The sequence below is a fragment of the Sphingobacterium suaedae genome (assembly GCF_042684625.1).
Lineage (GTDB): Bacteria > Bacteroidota > Bacteroidia > Sphingobacteriales > Sphingobacteriaceae > Sphingobacterium > Sphingobacterium suaedae.
Genome location: NZ_JBHULR010000004.1, coordinates 436,964 through 460,364 on the forward strand (window position 1 = coordinate 436,964; position 23,401 = coordinate 460,364).

The following is a 23,401-nucleotide window of genomic DNA, read 5'->3' on the forward strand; positions in this document are numbered from 1 at the left end:
AAAGAAGGGGTAGAAGCTAAGTATGCGCTGTCCGGTTAAGAATATGATTTCTATCATTTATCAGCCTAACGGCACATATCGTATCGTTGAGTAAGTAGTGCGCAGCGCATGTTGGGGATGGCACGCATTTACCGCCGCGAGCAAGAATCAACGGATAATCATTATGCCTCGATTACCGGGCATAATGACCAAAATCCTACTCAAAAACAATTGTTTTGTTTCCTTGCAGCATGACGCGATCTTCCATTAGAAGGTGGATGGCGTGGCTTAACACAGCCTTTTCGATCTCTTTACCAGCAGTCACCATATTAGGAACATCGTAACTATGGTTAATGGATTTGGTACGCTGGACAATGATTGGCCCTTCATCCAGATCGTTCGTAACAAAATGTGCAGTCGCACCAATGATTTTTACTCCGCGTTTGTGTGCTTGTCGATAAGGATTAGCCCCGATAAAGGCGGGTAAAAAGGAGTGATGAATGTTAATCAGCTTCCCTCGGAAACGTGCCACGAATGTGGGCGACAGTATACGCATGAATTTTGCCAGGACAATGTAATCGGGTTGGTAAGGTGCGATTCTGGTGGCCAGTTCCTCTTCGAATACTTCCTTTGTTTTATTCTCGTGTGAAATGAAATGATAGGGGATATCGAATTTCTCCGTGAAATCTTGGAGGATATCGTAGTTTCCGATAACGGCTTCTACTGTTGCATTGAGTGTTTGGAAGAAGTGGCGCACGAGAATGTCTGCGAGACAGTGATGTTCTTTCGTTACCAAAACAACAAGCTTTTTTTGGCGTGCGGGATTAATATTGACTACAGCTTGGGCGGGCAAATGTGCTAAAAGATCGTATTGAAGCAGGGTGACCTCCTTGGGAACGCCACTGCATACAACGCGTAGAAAGAACTTGCGGTTTTCTTCGTCTACAAACTCCCGCATAGTTACAATATTCAATTCGTGTTGAGCAATAACTTGCGCAATGCTTGCCACAAGTCCGACCGCATCTTGGCACTGTATAAGGATTAACGTTTGGTTGTGCATAGGTAATTGTTGGTGTTAAGCCGCCGCTTCCTATGAGGCGGCAGCTGCTTTTGCTAGTTCTTCCTCTAGATCAACTTCAATACGTAGATTTTCGACAATATGACGTTGTCTCTCAGGTGTGTTTTTGCCCATGTAATACTCCATTAACTGGGGCAGCTTGTTTTCCTTGGAGAGAATGACTGGATCCAAGCGTATATCTTTTCCGATAAACAAGCCAAATTCGGATGGAGAAATTTCTCCCAAGCCTTTGAAACGTGTGATTTCAGGTTTGCCTCCCAATTTCGTTATGGCACGTTGGCGTTCTTCATCTGAGTAACAATAAATAGTTTCTTTTTTGTTCCTTACCCGGAAAAGGGGAGTTTGCAGAATCGAAACGTGACCCGCTTTAACTAGATCGGGAAAGAACTGAAGAAAGAATGTTAGCAAGAGCAAACGGATGTGCATCCCATCCACATCGGCATCGGTTGCGATAACAATATTGTTATAACGAAGTCCATCTATGCCATCTTCAATATTCAGCGCGTGCTGCAACAAGTTAAATTCTTCATTTTCGTACACGATTTTTTTAGACATGCCGAAGGAATTCAAGGGTTTTCCTTTCAAACTGAAAACCGCTTGTGTTTGTACGTCGCGCGATTTAGTAATCGATCCGCTGGCCGAGTCCCCCTCAGTAATGAAAAGAGTAGTTTCCTGGTTGCGTTCGTTTTTATCGTTGAAATGCACTTTGCAATCTCTTAGCTTCCTGTTGTGCAGCGACGCTTTCTTTGCTCGTTCGTTTGCCAATTTTTTTATACCGGCAATGTCTTTGCGCTCGCGCTCAGATTGAAGGATACGCTTTAGAAGGGCGTCGGCAGTACCCGGGTTTCTATGCAAATAATCGTCTAATGCTTTTTTTACGAAGTCGTTGATAAACGTTCGGACGGTAGGGCCGTCTGGACCGATACTCTGCGAACCCAGTTTGGTCTTCGTTTGTGATTCAAACACAGGTTCCTGTACCTTTATCGCTATAGCACCAATAATAGAGGAACGTATGTCTGATGCATCATATTCCTTTTTGTAGAACTCCCGTACGGTTTTGACAAGAGCCTCCCGAAAAGCAGCCTGGTGGGTTCCGCCTTGCGTAGTATGTTGGCCATTGACGAATGAGTAATATTCTTCTCCATACTGTTGACCATGGGTCAAGGCGATCTCAATGTCGTCTCCGCGCAGGTGAATGATTGGATAACGCATCGCCTCCGTATCAATATTGCGTTCAAGAAGATCTTTTAGCCCGTTCTCCGAGACGAATTTTTGCCCGTTGAAATTGATTGTTAGTCCAGCATTTAAAAAGACGTAGTTCCAGATCATGTTCTCGACAAATTCCATTCGGAATTTATAATGTCGAAAAATTGTATCATCTGGATAAAAGCTAGTGGCTGTGCCATTTCGTTGGGACGTCTCTTTTTGCTCATCACTCATCAGTTCGCCTTTACTGAACTGCGCAATTCGGGTCACTCCCTGACGGTAAGATTGGACGGTGAATTGGTTGGACAATGCGTTCACCGCTTTTGTACCCACACCATTCAGGCCAACCGACTTTTGAAACGCTTTACTGTCGTATTTCCCGCCTGTGTTAATCTTCGAGACAACATCAACAACTGATCCGATAGGAATTCCCCGTCCATAATCACGCACTGAAACTTTATTGTCGTGTACAGTAATGTCAATAGTTTTTCCGGCGCCCATGACAAACTCATCTATCGAGTTGTCAACAATTTCCTTCAGTAACACATATATCCCGTCATCGTAAGCAGAGCCATCCCCTAACTTACCGATGTACATCCCGGGCCGTAAGCGGATATGCTCCTTCCAATCTAGCGAGCGTATACTGTCTTCATTATATGCCGTCATACCGTTTGTGTATTGTTTTCGTTTGCTAACAAAAATATAAAAAAACCTGTTGATTCAAGAATTGCATTGGGGATTTGAAAAACGCTGTGGCGCACATAATGGAATCGGTCGTCGTTTCGGAAGTAGGCGGGGGCCATGTACCGTGAAGCGTCCCCGAAACTGGGGATTTTTCAAAAAAATAGCGTTTCAAACGCACTTTTTCCAAGTGAAGAATTGTTTTTTAATTATATTTAACGAAAGCCAAAATGTTTTATGGAGCAAGAACTAGAAGAAAAATATAGAATTGGGGCGCCGGCAGATTGGGCTCCGTCCATTTCAGATGAGCAGCTGTTGTCTTGGATCGTTGAAAGCGATTTTTCTCAACAACAATACGATGAAGGTAAAGACTACTGTTATTTCCTGCGTAAAATTGAGTACACGGATGATATGCAAAATGCCGAATACAATTGCATGGCCTATAGCGTACAGCAACCGGGTACATTAGAATTTGCCGCGGTGAATGAGTTTGTGCTTTATTCCGCTGAACAGGTCATTTTCCATCGCATTTCGGTACTTCGGGATGGGGTGTTAATCGATAAATTAGCTGATGCGAAATTCACGGTATTAGATAATGAAAATCAAAGTGGGGATGGTGTGATAAATAGTTCGAAAAAGGTTAATGTGCGCCTGAAGGACGTCCGCTTGCATGATATACTCATCGTTGAAGATACTCGTGTGCTCACGTTTACCGAAAAAGAGTTTTTACGCAAGGAGCTCATCAAATACATGTGGTTTAGTCCGGATGTGTATTGGGGGTACGGAAAGTACGAATTCGATTTGATCAATAAACGATCTAAACCCATCGTTTACAAAAAGCAGTTTTTTCGTGATGATGCCGGCGAACTGTTGCCTATAGAGGAAGGTGTAGTTGAGCCAGGAGATGTTTTTTCACTGCGTTATACGGAATATCTTAATCCGGTCGACGTGAATAGGGAGGTTTTTCCATTTATTGATTTTGTGACAAAACATAGTTACGAGGAGCTATTAGATTTCATATGGCCTCATTATGAAAATGCGTTGTCTGCAAAACGTTTGGTTGAATACGCACCCGATCTCGTCGCGAAACTCGACGCGTTGGGAGCAGATTTGGAGGCAAAAATTCAATTGGCCATCGAGTTTGTCCAAAATCACGTCCGTTATATCTATAATGAGGAAGAAATGCATGGTCACAAACCGCAAGACCCTTGGATTACGTATGAATTTAAACAAGGTGATTGCAAGGCAAAAACAGTATTGCTGAAGTGTGTGCTCGACTTTTTAGGAGTGGACTCCTCCATTATATTGGTGAACTATAATGCCGACTTTTATTTAAGTCATTATTTGCCTTCGCTCTTTAATTTCAATCATGTCATTTTAAAGATACAGCATGCGGGGCAAGAGCATTTTGTGGATGCCACATACCGTGACGAATACGGGACGTTGGAAAATCGATCGTTTATTAGTTTTCTGAACTATTTAACATTAAAACCTCACAATGCATTGCAACGACGGGGTGGTTATACCTATCCTGATTTTGCTATTTCTGATGAAATACTGCTGGACGTTTCAAACGATATCGGTACGATTAATATGAAAACAACCTACCGGTATGGTCGTGCAAATTCCATGCGCCGTTATTTTAAGAATACAAATAAGAAAGCGATTGTAGACCACACTAATAATTTTGTTTTCGGGTGTTTGGATTTTGTGGAAGATGAAAACGGGAATGATAAGCGGCAGATTTTTAAGGATGCAACCATCTCTGTTGTTCACGATGATAAAGTCAATAATATTTTTATCACAGAATACAAGGCGACTATTGATAAACCTTATTACGTAACGAATGACGGCCGTAAATATCTAAAGTTTTATGATGCCAATATTGTCAAGCAACATCTGAAGGATTATGTGCAGAAGGACGTCTGTTTTTGGCAAGCTTTCGATTCGGAGCGGTACGAAGTCACGATCCGATCAGATAAGGCCATTGATGTGCAGGATGAGTACACCAATAAACAAATGGAGGTGGACTACGAGCAGTTCAAATACACGCTGAAAAAGAAAGTGGATAAATTCGGCGCGACGGCGAGCATAGAATTTATCCCACTATCCAATGTAGAGATAGCTATTGCGGATATCCCCGGTCTGCGGGATAAATATACAGCGGTAGGAAAGAGTGCGTATGGATTAGGTGTGGCAATCGCGAAGCCCGGGTTCTTGGATGCTCTGAAATCGTTGTTTGGCAAAAAATAGCATGCGGGCGATACGGGAAATTCGGGTGTTATATGCGAAACAGGCTGTCTATTAAGACAGCCTGTTTCATTTGTATAATCGTGGGCGGCCTATCTGCCGAAATCATCCTGTACCCGTACAATATCGCTCTCGTCAGACGGGTTGCTTGCATCAGTGTGTTGCCAGATCTCCGCTACGACGCCATAGCCGTCGAGACCGATCAAACGATGCCGCTCTCCTTGAGACAGACGGATGAACTCTCCTTCTTTTAGTCGTTTAAGCTCGTTTTCCTCATCCGTAGAACTCGTAACAACACCTACCTCCCCTTGTGTTACGCGCCAGATTTCGGCACGGCGGTGATGATATTGCCAAGATAACCTTTTGTTTGGCGCTACAATCAATATCTTAGGGCTCAATTTGCCCGAGATTTTGAGGCCCTGCACATCTAAACCATCGAAGTATTGGTCCGCAAATTTTTGAGCTTGCTCCTCATTGATGACAAAGAATCCCCCCCATGGCCGGGTTTGGTCCACATTGTCAATTTGAAAGCCCTGTCCCTTGAGTTGCTCTTCAATTTGGCTAAATAATTCGCCTTTATCTATGTATGCTGTCATATCTTTTTATTTGCAGTGAAGTTAGCTGTTTTTCTTTAATTTTTGCTAAAAAAAATGGCGTTTAGGAATCATAGAGGGATCTGGGCTTATCAAGATATGTCGCCGTTTACGGGTATTCCCGCATCTATTAAAAAGGTTTCCTCTGTGATTTTACGCCATACCCAAATAAGATATTCTTATCTTTGTTGTTCACCAACAAGCAAAGGAATATTCATGGGAGAACCAAAAGTTGACGATAAAAACGTAGCCTTTATGCAGGCTGTTTCATTTGTTAATCAGACGAATCAGCAATTGTTTTTAACAGGAAAAGCGGGGACAGGAAAAACGACCTTTTTGAAATATATCCGTGAGAACTCTTACAAAAAAATGGCAATCACAGCTCCAACAGGCGTGGCCGCGATGAACGCCGGAGGGACCACTTTGCACGCCTTATTTTGGTTGCCTTTTGGTGTATTTATTGAAGATTACGCCCTGAAATGGGATGAGCAGGATAGTCAAATCTACAATAAAAGTCGTCTTTTTTCGACTATCAAGCTGACCAAACAACGAAGAGCTATCCTGCAAGAATTGGAGTTATTGGTGATAGACGAGGTATCTATGGTTCGAGCGGATACACTTGATGCCATTGATGTTATACTCAAATCGGTGCGGAGAGACATGCGACCATTCGGTGGTGTACAAATGTTATTTATCGGCGACCTCTATCAGTTGCCTCCTGTTGTCCGGGAGCATGAATGGCAGGTACTACGTGCACACTATCGCAGTCCGTTTTTCTTCGACGCCAAAGTGCTGCGCGAACATCCACCGGTATTGCTGGAACTGAATAAGATATATCGACAAAGCGATGGCGACTTTATCGAGCTGTTGAATAACATACGGAATAATCAATGTAGTCAAAAAGATCTAGATAACCTCAACCTTCACTATCGGGAGAATTTTGTACCTGAGTCTGGTGAACAATATATTACCCTAACTTCGCACAACAAGTTGGCTGATGCGATCAACCATGATCAGTTGATGAAGCTGGCCGGTACCCTGCACAATTTAAAAGCAGTCGTTAAGGACGAGTTTCAGCAGTCGTCGTTTCCGGCGGAGGAAACACTGCCGCTGAAGATTGGAGCTCAGGTGATGTTCATAAAAAATGATACGGGGGAGGATCGGAAGTTTTTCAATGGGAAGATCGGTGTCGTAAAGGAGTTGCATCTCGATCGGCATCAAATAGTGGTCGGTTTTACCGATGGATCAGAAGATGTCACGGTTCGACGGGAAACATGGGAAAATATTCGATACAAATACAACAAAGGAGAAGATAAAATTGAAGAAGAGGTGTTGGGAACTTTCTCCCAGTTTCCATTGCGTTTGGCTTGGGCAATAACCATTCACAAAAGTCAAGGGCTCACGTTTGATAAAGCGGTAATCGATGCGGGTACCTCGTTCGCTGCCGGACAAGTGTATGTGGCTTTAAGCCGGCTGACCGGTTTGGAAGGCTTAGTGCTCAAGTCAAAAATACCGCTGCATTCCATCCGCACAGATTTTCAGGTAGTCGAATTCATGCAACGCATAGGCAGCAACGCGGAAGTCGCCAAGATTCTAGAAGGGAGCCAAAGGCAATACCTTGGTCAGATTCTTATGCAGAGCTTTCGTTGGGCTACCCTGGTGGAGGGGGTAGATGAACTGAGAGAATCTTTAATAAAACGGAATATTGATGGTAAGGATTTGGCTATACAGTATTTGACAGCCTTGTCCAATCACTTGAAAGACCAAGAAATGGTAGCGAATAAGTTTGTGACCCAATTGTATGCTTTGTTGCGGGATAAGGCTCTATTGGATTACGGTAAAATTTGCGACCGTACGAAGTCCGCTGTTGCGTGGTTTTTGCCAAGGTTTAACGACCATGTTCTTAGTCCAACACAGCAACATATTGACGAGTGGAAAGTAAAAAAACGTACCAAAAAGTACATCGAAGAGCTGCGTTCCCTACTGTTGGATTTCAAACGAAAAAAAGAACAGCTGACCCATTGTTTAACAATAGCGGACATCTTGACACACGAGGGCGATCTGTCACAATTGGTTCAGGCAGCTAGCCAACCCGAAAAAGCGAAAGATAGCACGATTAAAGAAATTGACGAGGAAAATGTGGCAAAGGATACCAAGGCTATGACATTGGACCTGTTTTTAGACGGGTTTAATATTGAAGAAATCGCGCAAAAGCGGAATATGGTAGCTGGAACAATCTACGGGCATCTCATCCACTATGTGGGTGCAGAAGTGGAAGCCACAGATTTAATCGAACAGGAGAAATTAGAAAAGATCGTGTCTGTTATTCGTGCCAATCCGGGCAAGTCGTCCTCAGAATTGAAAATGATGCTGGGAGCAGATTTTGATTATCCCGATATTAAAATCGGACAAAAAGTTGTCGAAATACAAGAGATTGAGCCGTCCTAGTTTAGTCTGGCAGAGGAAACTCAGAGGATCCGCTTCGACCGATAAGACTTTGAATCTTTTGTACCGGGCGCGTGTATATACGTGCGATATTCTGCAGATAAAAACCTATCTTTGAATCCTTTTAAGAATGCCGATGAGAGGGAACAAGGGAAGTGACCGCAAAAATAAATGGTTGGTCTTTACGTCTATGCCGATTCAGATGGGCGTTACGATTTACGTTTTTTATAGGCTGGGCGCATGGTTAGACGAACGGTATGCCGTGGAAGGAGAGTGGTGGATGAAGGGGCTTACCATGCTTGGGGTGCTGGTTTCCATGTATCAATTTATACGACAAGTCAATTATTTAAATAAGGATGAATAAGTACGTGAGGTTAGTGATTTCGTTGGTTCTGATAGCAGGGGTGGGTTATGGTGCGCATTGGGCGATCTTGTATGTGTTTGATTTGCAGAAATTTTGGGCGCAAACCGACTACACGTTATCTAGTTTGTACCTGTTTGGAGTATTCGCTTCCTTGGCCGTAGGTGTGCTGTTGTATCTCACGGATTTTGCCATGCCAAAATACCTGAGTTTCGTTTTTTTAGGCTGTGTCTTGATCAAGTCGGTGGGGAGTTATCTCTTTATTCAAGCAGGGCTAAATACATTCGAAAATGACTTTTTGGAATTGAACTTTTTAGTGACGTTTTTTATCTTTTTATTGTATGATGTTTTCGTGGCCTATCGACTTGTAAATCAAGAGGTAAAGGGTGTTGAAAAGTAATTTTATAAAAAGTTCTAACAAATGTTAATAAATGACAAATAAAGTTGTATTTTTGCGCAAAATTTTTTATCATTCAATAGTAAATCGAAACATGGTGAGTCTTAAGAGAACGCTTTTATTATTTGCAGTAGTCTTGTTTGCTGTTGCCCCTTTTACCTTAGCTGCTGCGGAGGGAAGTCATGCGGAAACACCAAAAACACAAGCGGAAGAAATTCAAGAGTACAGTCAGCATCACTTGCAGGACGATCACTATTTTTCATTGTATACGGATAAAAAAGCAGGTAAGCATTATGGTTTCCCTCTACCGGTTATCTTAATCGATAACGGATTAAAGATATTCTCGTCCGGTGAATTTCACCACGGAGAAACAGTTGTAGAAAAAGGTGGGCAGCATTATAAGCTATACCATGGAAAGATCTACAAGACCGATGCAGCCGGTACATTGACCTATGACGAACACCAACATCCGACAAACACTAAACCCTTAGATTTTTCTATCACAAAGAATGTTGTAGGGCTGTTATTGGCTACCGTATTATTGTTCTGGGGGTTTTTAAGTTTGGCGAAGACTTACAAAAAGGGGGCGAATGCACTTCCAAAAGGATTGGGCCGCGTATTGGAACCACTTGTCTTATATGTTCGTGACGAAATGGCTGTCCCTAATATCGGTCATCGTTACAAGGAGTTTATGCCGTATTTACTCTCGGTGTTCTTCCTTATTTTTGTTTTAAACTTATTGGGGCTAACACCGCTTGGCTTCAATGTAACTGGAAATATTACGGTTACGTTGTGTTTGGCTCTGTTTACTTTTGTAATTACTAACGTTAAAGCGAATAAAGATTACTGGAAACACATTTTTTGGATGCCGGGCGTGCCTGTTCCATTTAAGTTTGTGTTGGCTCCAATCGAAGTGTTGGGTATGTTTACCAAGCCCTTCTCCTTGATGCTGCGTTTATTTGCGAATATCACTGCTGGACACTCCGTGGTGATGGGACTTATCGCTATCGTTTATTTGTTTCAACAGCAACTAACCGTGCCGGGTAGTATAGGGGTGTCATTGGTCTTAACGCTCATTTTAACCTTTTTGGAACTTTTAGTAGCGTTTTTACAGGCGTTCATTTTTACCATGCTTTCCTCTTTGTTTATTGGAATGGCCGTGGAAGAACACGTCCATCATTAATTCGAATTTTTTGTTAAATTTTATAAATTAATTACTATGTACAACTTAATTGGAGCAGGTCTAATCGTAATCGGTGCAGGTTTAGGTTTAGGTAAAATCGGTGGCTCAGCAATGGAAGCTATCGCTCGTCAACCAGAAGCAGCATCTAAAATTCAGACTGCGATGATCATCATTGGTGCCTTAGTAGAAGGTTTAGCATTCGGTGCTTTAATCTTAGGTAAATAATCCAATGTACGGTACAAAGCACCTTTGCAACGGTTGGTTGCAAGCGGTGCTTTTTAAAGAACAAAAAATAAACATAATATTATAGACTATATACAATGGATGCATTAATTAATCAGTTTTCGTATGGTTTGTTCTTTTGGCAACTTATCATCTTATTGATTGTAATCTTTATTTTGGGCAAGTTCGCTTGGAAGCCTATCGTAAATGCCTTGGAAGAGCGTGAGAAAGGCATCTCCGATGCGTTGGCATCTGCCGAAAAAGCGAAATTGGAAATGGCCCGCTTGACAAACGAAAATGAGCAGTTGTTGAAGGATGCTCGTGCCGAGCGCGATGAAATCTTGAAAGAAGCCAAAGAATTAAAAGACAAAATCGTTGCGGAAGCAAAACAAGAAGCACAAGAGTCGGGGCAAAAAATACTAGAACAGGCGAAAAGAGAGATTGAGGATCAGAAAAATAAAGCATTAGCAGAAGTTAAAAACCAAGTATCTTCTTTATCTTTGGATATTGCTCGTAAAGTATTAACGAAAGAATTTGAAGACCAAGGGAAGCAAGATGCTTTTGTAGCAGACTTGTTGAATGACGTGAAATTAAACTAATTGGTTGATCAAATTTTAAATGTAGTATATGTCAATTTTTACGGTTGCATCCAGATACGCCAAGTCGCTGCTTGAACTTGCTCGGGAACAGGGGAATGTTGATGTCGTTAAGACGGATATCGATCAACTCATCGCTGTATTGAAGTCGAATAGTGATTTGCTTCGTGTGTTGAAGAATCCCATTATTAGTGTAGACAAAAAACAAAACATTTTAACGTCTTTGTTTGAAGGGAAGATCAATCCGTTAATCCTTTCCTTTTTCGGTATTTTAGTTAGGAAAGGTCGCGCAAACATCCTGTTGGAAATCGCACAAGAATTTGTTCGCGAATATAACGAGGTGAAAGGTATTGTAAAAGCGTCTGTCGTGTCAGCGACTGCGTTGTCGGAGCAAAATCTACAAGCACTGGCATCAAAAATTGCACAGGAAATTAATGCACAAGTGGTGTTAACTAACACCGTCGATACTTCGCTTATCGGAGGGTTTGTTGTGCGCGTAGGTGATAGACAGATTGATGCGAGTATCGCAGGCAAATTGAATAAGTTAGAAAAGTATTTCGTAAGTCAGGCTGTATAATCGACCTTGGCTTTTTAGATGATAAAATAGAATCAAAAACCCCTTATAATAATAACAATGATAGAGGTAAGACCAGATGAAGTTTCGGCAATTCTAAGAGAGCAATTGTCAGGCTTTAAATCAGAAGCCGAACTCGAAGAAGTGGGTACCGTACTCGCTGTGGGCGACGGTATTGCTCGTATTTACGGCTTAACTAAAGTTCAGTCCGGTGAGTTGGTTGAATTTGATAACGGATTAGAAGGTATTGTTTTGAACTTAGAAGAAGACAACGTCGGTGTCGTTCTTTTAGGGCCTTCGGATGAAATTAAAGAAGGCGATACAGCAAAGCGTACTAATCGTATTGCTTCGATTAAAGTGGGTGAAGGTATGTTGGGCCGGGTGGTGAACACGTTAGGTCAACCAATAGATGGTAAAGGACCGATCGCTGGCGAAACCTATGAGATGCCGATCGAGCGTAAAGCACCTGGTGTTATTTACCGTCAGCCTGTAACCGAGCCTTTGCAAACTGGTATCAAAGCGATTGACGCGATGATCCCTGTAGGACGTGGACAACGGGAATTGGTAATCGGTGACCGTCAGACAGGGAAAACAGCTGTTTGTATCGATACCATTTTAAATCAGAAAGAGTTTTATGATGCAGGCCAGCCTGTATTCTGTATATATGTGGCAGTAGGTCAAAAAAATTCTACCGTAGCAAACATTGTACGGGTATTGGAAGAAAAAGGTGCGTTGGCTTACACAGTAGTAGTAGCTGCGTCGGCTTCTGATCCTGCCCCAATGCAGTTCTATGCGCCAATGGCCGGAGCCGCAATCGGTGAATTCTTCCGCGATACAGGCCGTCCCGCGTTAATTGTATACGACGACTTGTCGAAACAAGCTGTCGCCTATCGTGAAGTTTCGTTGTTATTACGTCGTCCTCCTGGACGTGAAGCATACCCTGGAGACGTTTTCTATCTACACTCCCGTTTGTTGGAACGCGCAGCGAAAATCAATGCTTCTGATGATATCGCGCGAAATATGAATGACTTACCTGAATCCATTAAGCATCTGGTAAAAGGTGGAGGTTCTTTAACAGCGCTTCCTATTATCGAAACGCAAGCAGGAGACGTTTCGGCTTATATTCCGACAAACGTGATTTCCATTACCGATGGACAAATTTTCTTGGAATCAAACCTGTTCAACGCCGGTATCCGTCCAGCGATTAACGTGGGTATCTCCGTATCCCGTGTTGGTGGTAATGCACAGATCAAATCCATGAAGAAAGTTTCCGGTACTTTAAAATTGGATCAGGCGCAGTTCCGTGAATTGGAAGCATTTGCGAAATTTGGATCGGACTTAGATGCAGCAACAAAAGCGGTATTGGATAAAGGTATCCGTAACGTAGAGATCTTGAAACAGGGGCAATATTCACCAGTAGCTGTTGAAAAGCAGGTCGCTATTATTTACGCAGGTACAAAAGGTCTTTTCCGTTCTGTACCCGTAAACAAAGTTCGTCAATTTGAAGAAGAATATTTAACACAGTTGGAGCAACGCCATCCCGAAGTTTTGGCTAGCTTGAAAGCTGGAAAGTTCAGCGACGAGTTGACAGATGTGTTAGATAAGGTAGCTAAGGAATTAGCCGCAAAATATTAATCCAGATGTGAGTATAGAGTATTGAGTATCGAGATACTCAATACACACTACTCCATACTCAATCTACGCTAGTATATGGCAAATTTAAAAGAAGTAAGAAACCGGATTAGCTCGGTAACGTCAACGCAACAGATCACTAAAGCCATGAAGATGGTGGCAGCAGCGAAATTAAAGCGTGCGACAAATGCTATTGTACAATTACGTCCTTATGCCAATAAACTAAAAGATATTTTGGCGCAAGTTTCTGCTTCCGTTGAAGGAAACGACTCTCCGTTTACACAGGATCGCCTTCCAACGAAAGTGCTTGTCATTGTTTTAACATCCAATAGAGGGCTGGCTGGAGCTTTCAATGCGAATGCTATAAAAGCGGCTAACCATCTTATTTTTAGTAAATATGCAGAACAGCATGCACGCGGTAATCTAAGTATTATTGCGATCGGAAAACGCGGACATGACTTTTTTCAGAAGCGTGGGTTCAACGTGATCGGTAACTATAACGATTTGTATAGCGATCTAAATTTCTTAAACGTATCTGCCGTTACAGATTTTGTGATGGAAGAATTTAAAGCTGGCAATATAGATCGTGTAGAAGTGGTATATAACCAATTCCGCAATGCTGCAGTGCAAGTCCTGACAGCCGAACAGCTGTTACCGCTGTTGCCGGAAGAGAAGGACGATGAGGCAACATCCGAAGTAGATTACATTATTGAGCCGTCGAAGGAAAAGATTATTGAGGAGTTGATTCCAAAAGCCATCAAAACTCAATTGTATAAAGCAGTATTGGACTCCAATGCATCAGAACACGGCGCGCGAATGACAGCAATGGATAAAGCAACAGAAAATGCTGGGGATTTATTGAAATCGCTGAAATTATCGTATAATCAAGCACGGCAAGCAGCAATTACAACAGAATTAACGGAAATTGTGTCGGGTGCTGCGGCGCTGTCCAATGGATAAGCTGTATTAGCAGAATGAAAAAGAGGAGAACATATTGTTTTCCTCTTTTTTTTGCCTACCCAATAAGCAAAGTGCGCCTGTAAATATCTGATCAACCTATGCATTTATTCCTATTTTTAAAATCTATATATCTTACTAAGGAATAAAAAATTATCTTCAATAGATCAATTATAAATGAGTTATGATAGTTCGTGTGTTTTTATTAATCCTACTGTCGTATCAATTATCCGCAAAGAAATTTTTTCATGCTCCGTTTTAAGATGGAAGGGGCCGCATTTGGACAAGAAGGGGCATTCGCTTTACTGGCTAATCCCACAAGGATAGCGCAAGGGCGTGCGGTCGAAATGGGAATGGCTCATCAGCAGCATGTTGAAGGCGTGGATATGCTACACAAGCGTTAACCGTTGCAGAACCGTGGGGCGGTCGCGGCGCCATCGGTTTGTCATTGGTGAACTACGGAATTTTCGACGTGAACAGTTTGATGAAAAGCGGTTTATCCGTTGCCCTCTCTTTTGGGTCCCGTTTTTCTGTATTGTTGACGGAATATTATTATCAATCTGCATTACGCGGCTATGAGCGGCAGCCTGGTTATTCTGCAGACTGCGATATGGTCCTGTGGCGTAATGTAAGGCAAAAAGAACTCCATATATTTCAGGGCACTCCTCACCATATGCTATTCATAGATGGTTCGACCTTTCCTTCCGTTGTGCCGTATTTTCGTCAAAAAGCGGAAGCATTGCGTATATCGCATTATATATTGAAGGATAATTTTGCTTATGTTTGGGAGAAGACAGATTGAGGATGGAAAATAAAACTTTGACCATTTTAAAACAATATTGGGGGTACGACACGTTTCGTCCCTTACAAGAAGAAGTCATCAATTCCGTCTTAGACGGAAGAGACACCCTCGCTCTCTTACCCACGGGCGGAGGGAAATCGATCTGTTTTCAAGTGCCTTCTCTACTGCAGGCTGGTATCTGTATCGTTATCAGTCCGCTAGTCGCCCTCATGAAAGACCAAGTAGAAAACCTACGTAAAAAAGGGATTGAATCCGTAGCAATTTTCTCAGGAATGTCGCCTCGTGAGGTCGATATTGCATTAGATAATTGTATCTATGGGCGGATCAAATTTTTATACCTTGCTCCCGAACGTTTGTATAGTGATCTCGTGCGGGAACGGCTACGCTATATGAAGGTAAATCTCTTCGCCATCGATGAAGCACATTGTATTTCGCAATGGGGATACGATTTTCGACCACCTTATCTGCAGCTGGCCAAATTGCGTGAATTGCATCCTTCGGTTCCATTTTTAGCACTGACGGCTACAGCCACGCCCGAGGTTGTTGAAGACATACAGGATAAACTTGGTTTTGTCGACCGTCAGGTATTTCGCATGAGTTTCCGTAGGGAAAATCTGGCATACATGGCGTTGAAGGAAGAAGACAAGATGGGTAGAATGCTACGCATGATCCACAAACTGGGTGGTTCCGGAGTGGTATATGTTCGAAACAGAAGAGAAACGCAAGAAGTCGCCCAGTATCTGGTTAACCATGGGGTGTCGGCAGACTTCTACCACGCGGGGCTAGATAATCAGACCCGTTCCCAAAAACAGGATGCCTGGATGGATAATCGGATACGCGTGATTGTCGCTACGAATGCCTTCGGAATGGGTATCGACAAGTCCGATGTACGCTTCGTCCTCCACCTCGATCTACCGGATTCTTTAGAAGCGTATTATCAAGAGGCCGGCCGGGCGGGACGTGATGGAAAAAAGGCCTTTCCGGTGCTCATGTACCAACAGTCGGATCGGGATAAGTTATGGGAGAATTTTGAAGCTAGTTTTCCCGAGATATCGTATATTCAGCAGGTTTATCATCATTTGGGCAACTATTATCAAATAGCCTACGGTGCGGGAAAAGGTGTCTCTTTCGACTTTGATATCGTTGATTTCTGTAAGCGATACCAGTTGGACATACTTCCCAGCATGAGCGCACTAAAATTCTTGGAGCGGGACGGTTGGTTAACTGTCTCTGAAGCTGTATTTATCCCATCCCGGTTTAAATTTGAGATCTCCTATCAAGAACTTTATAAATTTCAGGTACAAGCGGCCAAATATGATCCATTGATTAAACTTATCCTCCGTCATTACGGCGGCGTGTTCGACTATTATGTACCGCTCAACGAGTTCGAATTTGCAAAGAAGTTGAAGACGTCCTACACGGCTGTTACCGAGTTGCTACTTGGTTTACAGAAATTGCAGGTGGCATCCTATTTACCCAAGACCGATGCACCGCAATTGGAATTTTTACAACCCCGCGTTGACTATAAAAATCTATTCATTGACGCGCCGTTTCGAGCAGAACGAAAGCGCGTAAAAGAAACGCAGATTAAGGCGATATATGCCTACTTAGATACCAAAAGGTGTAGGAGCATCGCTTTACAAGCCTACTTCGGTGAAGACGAACAGACGGCATGTGGCGCTTGTGATCTATGTTTGTTGCGCCAACACCAGGAAAAACTTGAAGAAAAGCTAATGGTAGAAATCAAAAACTCCTTATTGCAGTCTGCGAAGACCGTTAAAGAGCTTGTCGATGACTTGACCATGGGAGACGATGAGACTAGACTATACGTGATCCGATTGCTATTGGATAAGGAAAAAATATGTTTGGAGGGGGATTTATACCGTTGGAATGCCCCATTTTAGCGAGCAAACCAGACAAAAACGTGTTATTTGACAAAAGTGTGAGAAAGTTCAAAAAGTAAAATTTTGATGGGGAAACTATACTTCCTAATTTTACCATTTGTAAAAATCGTTCTCATCATGGCAAAAAAGTTGTACATTTCTAATTCTACCGAATCGACGAGGATGTTTAAAAATGATTTTCTAGAATCGTTGACAAAAATACACTATAGCGTGCCGTTAATATTTTGGGTTCCGGTCATCTGCTACTTTATCTATAAGGCCTACGCTATTGGCGAAATGTCTGTTGGCACAATTGTGCTTTATTTCTTATCTGGATTAGCATTTTGGACCTTGGCAGAGTATGTGCTGCACCGATGGGTTTTTCACTACCACCCGACCTCCGCTTGGGGTCAACGGATACATTTTATTTTTCATGGGGTACACCACGACTTTCCTAAGGATCGCCTACGACTCGTTATGCCGCTTTCGGCAAGTATTCCCATGGCCACCGTGATCTATCTTATTTTTAGCCTGTTTTTTCAGGAATTTACGCTCGCGGCATTCTTCCCGGGCTTTCTGTTCGGCTATCTCATTTACGACGAGTGTCATTATGCTATGCACCACGCTAATTTCAAATCCGGTTTGTTCAAGAAAATCAAGGACCACCATATGCTGCATCACTACTCGGATCCCGAACGCGGTTTCGGCGTTAGCTCCGCGATTTGGGACGTGATTTTTGATTCGGGGTTTCGGAAAAAAACGAAAGGGGCCAAAGAGGATCAAAAGAACAATACGGAAAAGACGGAATAAACCCGTAAGCCGAAACCAGAATTAGCGTGCCTCCGCTCGTATTTAACGCTGGGGCACGCTTAAAATTAGTTATATAGGCCTTTTTACCATCTAATTAAGGCCGATCCCCACGTGAAACCGGCGCCGAACGCCGCCAAACAGACCAAATCTCCTTCTTTTATCTTTCCTTGCTCCCAAGCTTCGCAAAGTGCTATTGGAACGGAGGCCGCTGTGGTATTACCGTATTTCTGAATATTGTTGAACACCTGTTCGTCGGATAAACCAAGTGTTTTTTGTACAAATTGTGAAATGCGTAGGTTCGCTTGATGTGGAATTAATAAGTCGATGTCTGAAGCGCTTAAGTTATTTTTAGCAAGCGATTCTTGGATGACTTCTGGAAACTTAACGACGGCTTTCTTAAATACCGCCTGCCCGTCCATATACGGAAAAGCTGTGCCGTCTTCCAACATCTCTGCAGTCATCAACATCCCGCCGAGTTCTTGGTCAGGCCAAGTTGGTTTGCTATCCAGCCATACCCCTCCAGAGGCTCCCGGATAGTACATGGCCAGTTTTTCTGCATCTGCACCGTCCGAATGTAGGTGTGTGCTTAAAATTCCTTTTTCGGGCGTTGCGGTGGGCTGCAGCACAATCGCGCCAGCACCGTCTCCAAAAATGACGGAAACAGCTCGTCCTCGCGTGGAAAAATCCAGTGCGAACGAATGCTTTTCTGATCCCACGACGAGGATATTCTTATACATACCGGTCTTTATAAATTGGTCGGCAATCGACAGCGCGTATACAAAACCTGAACATTGATTTCGAATGTCCAATGCGCCGATTTCTTTCATGCCCATTTCCCGTTGTAGGAGCACACCACATCCCGGGAAATAATAATCCGGCGAGAGCGTCGCAAAAATAATAAAGTCGATCTCTTCAGCCGTCGTGTTCGCTCGTTCGATAGCTATCTTCGCCGCCTCGACCCCCATAGTCGTCGTCGTTTCCCCGATACGATCTGCATATCGGCGTTCTTTGATGCCCGTTCGTTCCTGAATCCATTCGTCGCTGGTATCCATAAATCGTGTGAGGTCATTGTTGGTATATACGTTTTTTGGCACATAATAGCCTATTCCTGCAATCCGAGACTGAAACATAAGTTATATCATTTGATTAGCTTGTAAAATTACGTAATTTTTAAAAAATAACTACTTTTGTGGTATGAGTGTACAGACTGAACAGGAAACCTTCACGCTTGACGAGATTTTAGCGGCTGTAAAGAGTTCGAACCGCTTAATCCTTTGGAACGACGAAATCAATACATTTGACCACGTGATCGACTGCCTCATGAAACACTTGCAATACTCGGAGCCTCAAGCCGAGCAGATTGCATGGAAAGTGCACAATGAAGGTAAATGCGCCATTCTGGAAGGCTCATTTACGGAGATGGAAGTTTATCGAAAAATATTGAAATCCGAAGGCTTGACCGTCTCTGTGGAGTAAGCTATACATCGTAATAATACGGTTACGATAGAACGATAGCAGCTTTTATTTCGTTTTTTTGTGGGAATGATAATTTTTCACATGATATCAACTAAAAACTGTAAGCTCTTTTTTCTTTGTTTTTTCTCACCGCTGTTTCTGTTGGCACAGCAAGGAAAGATCGAGGCCATTGTCGTGGATGCGGAAAACAATGAACCGATCATCGGCGCTAGCGCATCCCTTTTGCGTCAGGCAGATAAGGCCTATGTGCTGGGGGCACAATCTGACGTGAACGGGCGTTTGATTTTCAGCTCCGTTGATGCAGGAACCTACGCACTACGCGTCACCTATGTAGGAAAGCAAGACATTATTCGGGAAAGCATACAGATTACTGCAGCGCAGTCGTTGAATTTGGGAAAAATCCTCCTGACGGACGATGGTAAGGTTATTCAGGAGGTGGTTGTCGAGGGAAAAGCGCCCGAAATGCGTCTTGGAATCGACCGTAAAATATTCGATGTATCGCAAAGCTTAGTCAGTGTGGGCGGATCGGCGACCGATCTTTTGCAAAACGTACCCACCTTACAAGTGGATATGGATGGAGCGGTCTCCCTAAGGGGATCCAGTAGCGTCAAGATCTTAATCGACGGACGCGAGTCAGCTTTAGCGGGGAGTGATGTAACGGCTTTTCTGCAATCCTTACCGGCCAACGCCATCGATAAAGTCGAAATTATTACTAATCCATCGTCGCGGTATGATGCAGAAGGGCAGTCCGGTATTATTAATATTATCCTGAAGAAAAATGTGCGTTCAGGGTTGAACGGCACCGTTACAGCATCCGGTGGCTCATACCACAACTATATGGCTGGCGTAACCTTAAATTATAGAGATAAGAAATTCAACTATTACGGGAGTTATAACTTCAATAGACGAAATAACGTAGGATCTGGATTACGAAATAACACCTATTTGGATAATAACAGCCAGATCAACAATACCGAAGAAACATCCCGAAAAGGGATAAACAATACCGTAAGGCTTGGTGCCGATTATTTTTTGAACGACAAAACAACGATTGGCGTATCCGGGAACCTGAGCATCCGGGACAATGATCGGGATGCCGATTTGTTTTACGAATACATGAATCACCCTACATTGGCGGGCAATAGCACTCGGCTGTCGCGTCAAAATGAAAGTGACTTGGGCTATGAGTTTAATTTGGATTTCATTCGTAAGTTCAAAAGGGAGGGAGAGGAATTCGTGGCAAACTTCAATTACGGTCGGGACACCGAGGATGGCACAAACAGTTTTACCCAAACGTATACGTCGGGCATGCCCACTGATGGTCGGATCAATGAGACCAGCGAAGATGGAAAGATGCTGAATATTCAATTGGATTACACGTTGCCATTGGGCGAGACCCGAAAGTTTGAGGCGGGGTACCGAACCGTTATCCGTAAATCCTTTGATACACAATTTTCCGATACGTTGAACGTTATGGACAATCGATATTATCCCGATTATTCCATTAGCAACGATTTTGATATGACGAATGCTGTGCACGCATGGTACGTAAATTATCAGGATAAGTTAACACAGAAAATAGGCTATCAGGTTGGGGTTCGTGCGGAGCAAGTTGATCTGAATACCACGTATGTCGCAAAGGATCCGACCTTGCCCATAGGTGAGAGTACTACGGATGGAGGACAGAATTATTTTAGACTATATCCTACCCTGTTTTTAACGTACGACGTGAATGATAGCGGCGATAAAGTACAGTTGAGTTACTCGCGACGTGTGCAACGGCCGCGTGGCTGGCAGGTTAATCCCTTCCCAGATGTCTCCGACGAAATGAACCGACGTCAGGGCAATCCTAATTTATTGCCGGAGGATATTCATTCCTTTGAAGCTAGTTTTGCAAAATTCTATAGCAAGTGGAATTTTATTTCTACAGCCTACTACAGAAGGATGAATGATGTGATGCAACCGTTTATTTATGAGGTGGATGCCAATAGCGTGACTTACAGCAGGTGGGAAAACTTAACCAGTTCCAATGTGGCTGGTTTGGAATTGGTCACGAAAGTGAACTTAACCAATTGGTGGGATGCGACGTGGAATGGTAATTTATTTTATAATAAGTTTGAAGGGAATGCAGCTTTTGATATTGCAGAACAACAAGGTACCAATTGGAACATGAACCTGAATACGAACGTGAAGTTTCCGAAAAATTGGTCTGCACAGGTTCGTGGCGACTATTCCGCACCCCGTGTCATGGCACAGGGAAAAATGAAGTATATGACCGGTGTTGATTTTGCTGTCAAGAAAGAGTTCTTAAATAAAAAAGCAAATGTGTCCTTTAACGTGCGTGATGTATTTAATACGCGTCGTTTCGGAGCGACGACCGTGACGCCGCAGATCAATTCTGAATTTGAGCACCGATGGATGAAGCGTATGTTCACCCTATCTTTCTCTTACCGTTTTGGTGTGCAAGATTTAAGTAAGAAACGCGATAAGAACGAAGGAGGGGCCATGGAAGAAGATATGGGAGGAGGCTTTTAAAAGTCCGCATATTTTTCTACCTTTAGTCTGCAACTAAACTTATGTGTAATTAATATGAAAAGAAATTTTATCTATGCAGTCGGGATGGCTGTATTGTTATCCACTACGGCGTGCCATGCACAAAAAACGGGCGATAATATGGTGCCAAAATATGAAATCAATAATCTTCCCAAGGTAGACTTGAAAGGCTTCAAGAAAAACGCGCAAGGTGCATATGTTATTTTTGATGGCTCTTCCTTGAACGGATGGAGAGGGTACAATAAGGATAAAGTACCGGCAAAATGGGCGATAGAGGATGGCGCGTTAAAATTTTCAAAGAATCCTGCTGGCATTGCAAATGCCGATGGTGGCGACCTTATCTTTGCGCATGATTTCAAAAACTTCGAATTAGAATTCGAATGGAAGATCTCGCAGGCCGGGAATTCGGGCGTGTTTGTTTTAGCCAAGGAAGTTAAAGACCAGCCGATATACATCTCGAGTCCGGAATATCAACTTTTGGATAATGAGAATCATCCCGATGCAAAAATGGGCGTCGATGGAAACCGTAAATCAGGCTCGTTATACGATATGATCCCGGCTAAACCACAGAACGGAAATCCCGCCGGACAGTGGAATAAAGCGAAAATAGTCGTAAACAACGGCAAAGTGACCCATTATCAAAATGACGTCAAGGTCGTGGAATATGAGTTATGGACAGCAGCCTGGACCGAACTTTTACAAGCGAGTAAATTTAGTCAGGCTAAATGGCCGTTGGCATTTGAACTGCTGAATAACGTAGGAGGGAAATCCAAGTCGGGCGTTATTGGTTTTCAGGATCATGGCGATGATGTGTGGTTGAAGAATATCACCGTAAAAGTGTTGTAATAGCCATAGGCAAAGGAGGTGTCTCCTGTGTTTGTTGAAAGCAAATGCAGGAGACACTCGTTTTTATTAGAAATACGACTGTAGGTCCCGTAAGTCGTGGATCATGTGTTTAACGTCCGTTGGTTTCGCCGCACCGACAACATTGAAGAAAATAGCATCTATTCCGACATTTTGTGCACCGCGCACATCTGCGTCCAAATTATCTCCAATCATAACGGAATGCGCTACCGCTGTGCCACCGTTTTTTAGGGCATAATGGAAGATATCCGGGTGCGGTTTGTTTACGCCCACGTTTTCAGAAATCACGATCGTTTCAAAATAGCGTTCGAGGTTACTGTGTGCGAGTTTTTTCTCACAGGCTTCCTTAAATCCGTTAGATATCAGATGCAGCCTGTACTTCGCCTGTAGGTACGCCAGCGTTTCGTGGGCATTTGGGAACAAGTTCGTTTTCGTGGGGCATACGGCAAGGTATTCTTCTTCAAACATCCACGGGAATAAGGCCGGATCCACACCCAATTGCCGAAACGTCGCTTCGAAACGTTCCTTACGCAATGTCGCTTTATCAATTTTGCCATGATGGTATAAATCCCAAAGCCGATGATTGTTTAACGTATACGCTTCAATAAACTCGTCGCTGCTTTGTCTTCCTGTAAGCTCGTCGAATGTATACTTGTAATACAATTCGTGTAAAGTTTCCTGGGCATTCCGGTCAAAATCCCAGATGGTATGATCCAGATCGAAAAAGATATCTTTCTTATGAAAAAACATATGCAAAATTAGAAAAAAACGAGCGTATTGCCTGATTTTACATACGGATACTTGTTGGAGTTTCGTGAAGCCGTGATGCGTTTTTCGTATTAGTGTCAAAATACGTGTA

At 43.1% G+C, this 23,401-nt stretch carries 22 protein-coding genes; 17 read left to right on the plus strand and 5 right to left on the minus strand.

Features of this window, described 5'->3' with window-relative positions; all coding sequences use genetic code 11:
* Positions 1-196 precede the first annotated feature (196 nt).
* Together purU and ACFSR5_RS11425 are read right to left on the minus strand one after the other, a co-directional pair.
* On the minus strand, positions 197-1,039 hold the full coding sequence (purU, locus tag ACFSR5_RS11420; protein ID WP_380903825.1) for a formyltetrahydrofolate deformylase: 843 nt from the start codon (positions 1,037-1,039) through the stop codon (positions 197-199).
* Between the two features lie 30 nt (positions 1,040-1,069).
* Complete coding sequence (locus ACFSR5_RS11425; protein WP_380903827.1) at positions 1,070-2,929, minus strand: DNA topoisomerase IV subunit B; 1,860 nt, start codon at positions 2,927-2,929, stop codon at positions 1,070-1,072.
* Positions 2,930-3,181: 252 nt separating this feature from the next.
* Between ACFSR5_RS11425 and ACFSR5_RS11430 the strand changes: the two genes are divergently transcribed.
* Positions 3,182-5,197 carry a hypothetical protein gene (locus ACFSR5_RS11430; protein ID WP_380903829.1) on the plus strand — a complete coding sequence of 672 codons (2,016 nt, stop codon included), beginning with the start codon at positions 3,182-3,184 and terminating at the stop codon, positions 5,195-5,197.
* Positions 5,198-5,286: 89 nt separating this feature from the next.
* Here the strand turns inward: ACFSR5_RS11430 and ACFSR5_RS11435 are convergent, their stop codons facing one another.
* Positions 5,287-5,790: a phosphoheptose isomerase gene (locus ACFSR5_RS11435; RefSeq protein ID WP_380903831.1), complete on the minus strand. Its 504-nt coding sequence runs from the start codon at positions 5,788-5,790 to the stop codon at positions 5,287-5,289.
* 213 nt (positions 5,791-6,003) lie between these two features.
* Here ACFSR5_RS11435 and ACFSR5_RS11440 point away from each other — a divergent pair, with 213 nt between their 5' ends.
* The 13 genes from ACFSR5_RS11440 to ACFSR5_RS11500 all read left to right on the plus strand — a co-directional run bounded on the left by ACFSR5_RS11440 (position 6,004) and on the right by ACFSR5_RS11500 (position 17,649).
* Positions 6,004-8,235, plus strand: a complete 2,232-nt coding sequence (locus tag ACFSR5_RS11440; protein ID WP_380903833.1) for a helix-turn-helix domain-containing protein — start codon at positions 6,004-6,006, stop codon at positions 8,233-8,235.
* 133 nt (positions 8,236-8,368) lie between these two features.
* Positions 8,369-8,596 carry an AtpZ/AtpI family protein gene (locus ACFSR5_RS11445; protein ID WP_380903835.1) on the plus strand — a complete coding sequence of 76 codons (228 nt, stop codon included), beginning with the start codon at positions 8,369-8,371 and terminating at the stop codon, positions 8,594-8,596.
* The gene (locus ACFSR5_RS11450) at positions 8,589-8,993 is read left to right on the plus strand and encodes a hypothetical protein (protein WP_380903837.1); all 405 of its coding nucleotides are present in this window, start codon (positions 8,589-8,591) and stop codon (positions 8,991-8,993) included. The genes ACFSR5_RS11445 and ACFSR5_RS11450 overlap by 8 nt, the downstream gene beginning before the upstream one ends.
* A gap of 91 nt (positions 8,994-9,084) precedes the next feature.
* On the plus strand, positions 9,085-10,173 hold the full coding sequence (atpB, locus tag ACFSR5_RS11455) for a F0F1 ATP synthase subunit A (RefSeq protein ID WP_380903839.1): 1,089 nt from the start codon (positions 9,085-9,087) through the stop codon (positions 10,171-10,173).
* Between the two features lie 36 nt (positions 10,174-10,209).
* Positions 10,210-10,398, plus strand: coding sequence for an ATP synthase F0 subunit C (atpE, locus tag ACFSR5_RS11460; RefSeq protein WP_028070619.1), 189 nt, complete (start codon positions 10,210-10,212; stop codon positions 10,396-10,398).
* Between the two features lie 95 nt (positions 10,399-10,493).
* Positions 10,494-10,994 (plus strand): F0F1 ATP synthase subunit B, encoded by a 501-nt coding sequence (locus tag ACFSR5_RS11465; RefSeq protein WP_380903841.1) that lies wholly within the window; start codon positions 10,494-10,496, stop codon positions 10,992-10,994.
* Positions 10,995-11,022: 28 nt separating this feature from the next.
* A complete protein-coding gene (locus tag ACFSR5_RS11470) occupies positions 11,023-11,568 on the plus strand; it encodes a F0F1 ATP synthase subunit delta (RefSeq protein ID WP_380903843.1) in 546 nt (181 codons plus the stop codon).
* 57 nt (positions 11,569-11,625) lie between these two features.
* Positions 11,626-13,200, plus strand: coding sequence for a F0F1 ATP synthase subunit alpha (gene atpA, locus ACFSR5_RS11475; protein WP_380903845.1), 1,575 nt, complete (start codon positions 11,626-11,628; stop codon positions 13,198-13,200).
* A gap of 75 nt (positions 13,201-13,275) precedes the next feature.
* Positions 13,276-14,157 (plus strand): ATP synthase F1 subunit gamma, encoded by an 882-nt coding sequence (atpG, locus tag ACFSR5_RS11480; RefSeq protein ID WP_380903847.1) that lies wholly within the window; start codon positions 13,276-13,278, stop codon positions 14,155-14,157.
* Between the two features lie 245 nt (positions 14,158-14,402).
* A complete protein-coding gene (locus ACFSR5_RS11485) occupies positions 14,403-14,558 on the plus strand; it encodes a hypothetical protein (protein ID WP_380903849.1) in 156 nt (51 codons plus the stop codon).
* Positions 14,559-14,605: 47 nt separating this feature from the next.
* The gene (locus tag ACFSR5_RS11490; RefSeq protein ID WP_380903851.1) at positions 14,606-14,956 is read left to right on the plus strand and encodes a hypothetical protein; all 351 of its coding nucleotides are present in this window, start codon (positions 14,606-14,608) and stop codon (positions 14,954-14,956) included.
* Positions 14,957-14,958: 2 nt separating this feature from the next.
* The gene (locus ACFSR5_RS11495; protein ID WP_380903853.1) at positions 14,959-16,860 is read left to right on the plus strand and encodes a RecQ family ATP-dependent DNA helicase; all 1,902 of its coding nucleotides are present in this window, start codon (positions 14,959-14,961) and stop codon (positions 16,858-16,860) included.
* Positions 16,861-16,977: 117 nt separating this feature from the next.
* Positions 16,978-17,649 (plus strand): sterol desaturase family protein, encoded by a 672-nt coding sequence (locus ACFSR5_RS11500; RefSeq protein ID WP_380903855.1) that lies wholly within the window; start codon positions 16,978-16,980, stop codon positions 17,647-17,649.
* Between the two features lie 83 nt (positions 17,650-17,732).
* Here ACFSR5_RS11500 and ACFSR5_RS11505 read toward each other — a convergent pair whose 3' ends face one another.
* Positions 17,733-18,779 (minus strand): 3-oxoacyl-ACP synthase III family protein, encoded by a 1,047-nt coding sequence (locus ACFSR5_RS11505; protein WP_380903857.1) that lies wholly within the window; start codon positions 18,777-18,779, stop codon positions 17,733-17,735.
* Positions 18,780-18,843: 64 nt separating this feature from the next.
* On the opposite strand from ACFSR5_RS11505, the gene ACFSR5_RS11510 reads away from it, so the two are divergent.
* From ACFSR5_RS11510 to ACFSR5_RS11520, 3 genes are all read left to right on the plus strand, one after another.
* Entirely contained in the window at positions 18,844-19,125 is a 282-nt protein-coding gene (locus ACFSR5_RS11510; RefSeq protein WP_380903859.1) for an ATP-dependent Clp protease adaptor ClpS, read from the plus strand.
* Between the two features lie 81 nt (positions 19,126-19,206).
* Entirely contained in the window at positions 19,207-21,660 is a 2,454-nt protein-coding gene (locus tag ACFSR5_RS11515; protein WP_380903861.1) for an outer membrane beta-barrel protein, read from the plus strand.
* Positions 21,661-21,714: 54 nt separating this feature from the next.
* Positions 21,715-22,524: a 3-keto-disaccharide hydrolase gene (locus ACFSR5_RS11520; protein WP_380903863.1), complete on the plus strand. Its 810-nt coding sequence runs from the start codon at positions 21,715-21,717 to the stop codon at positions 22,522-22,524.
* 66 nt (positions 22,525-22,590) lie between these two features.
* On the opposite strand, the gene ACFSR5_RS11525 is transcribed toward ACFSR5_RS11520, so the two are convergent.
* Positions 22,591-23,292 (minus strand): YjjG family noncanonical pyrimidine nucleotidase, encoded by a 702-nt coding sequence (locus ACFSR5_RS11525; RefSeq protein ID WP_380903865.1) that lies wholly within the window; start codon positions 23,290-23,292, stop codon positions 22,591-22,593.
* Between the last annotated feature and the right edge of the window lie 109 nt (positions 23,293-23,401).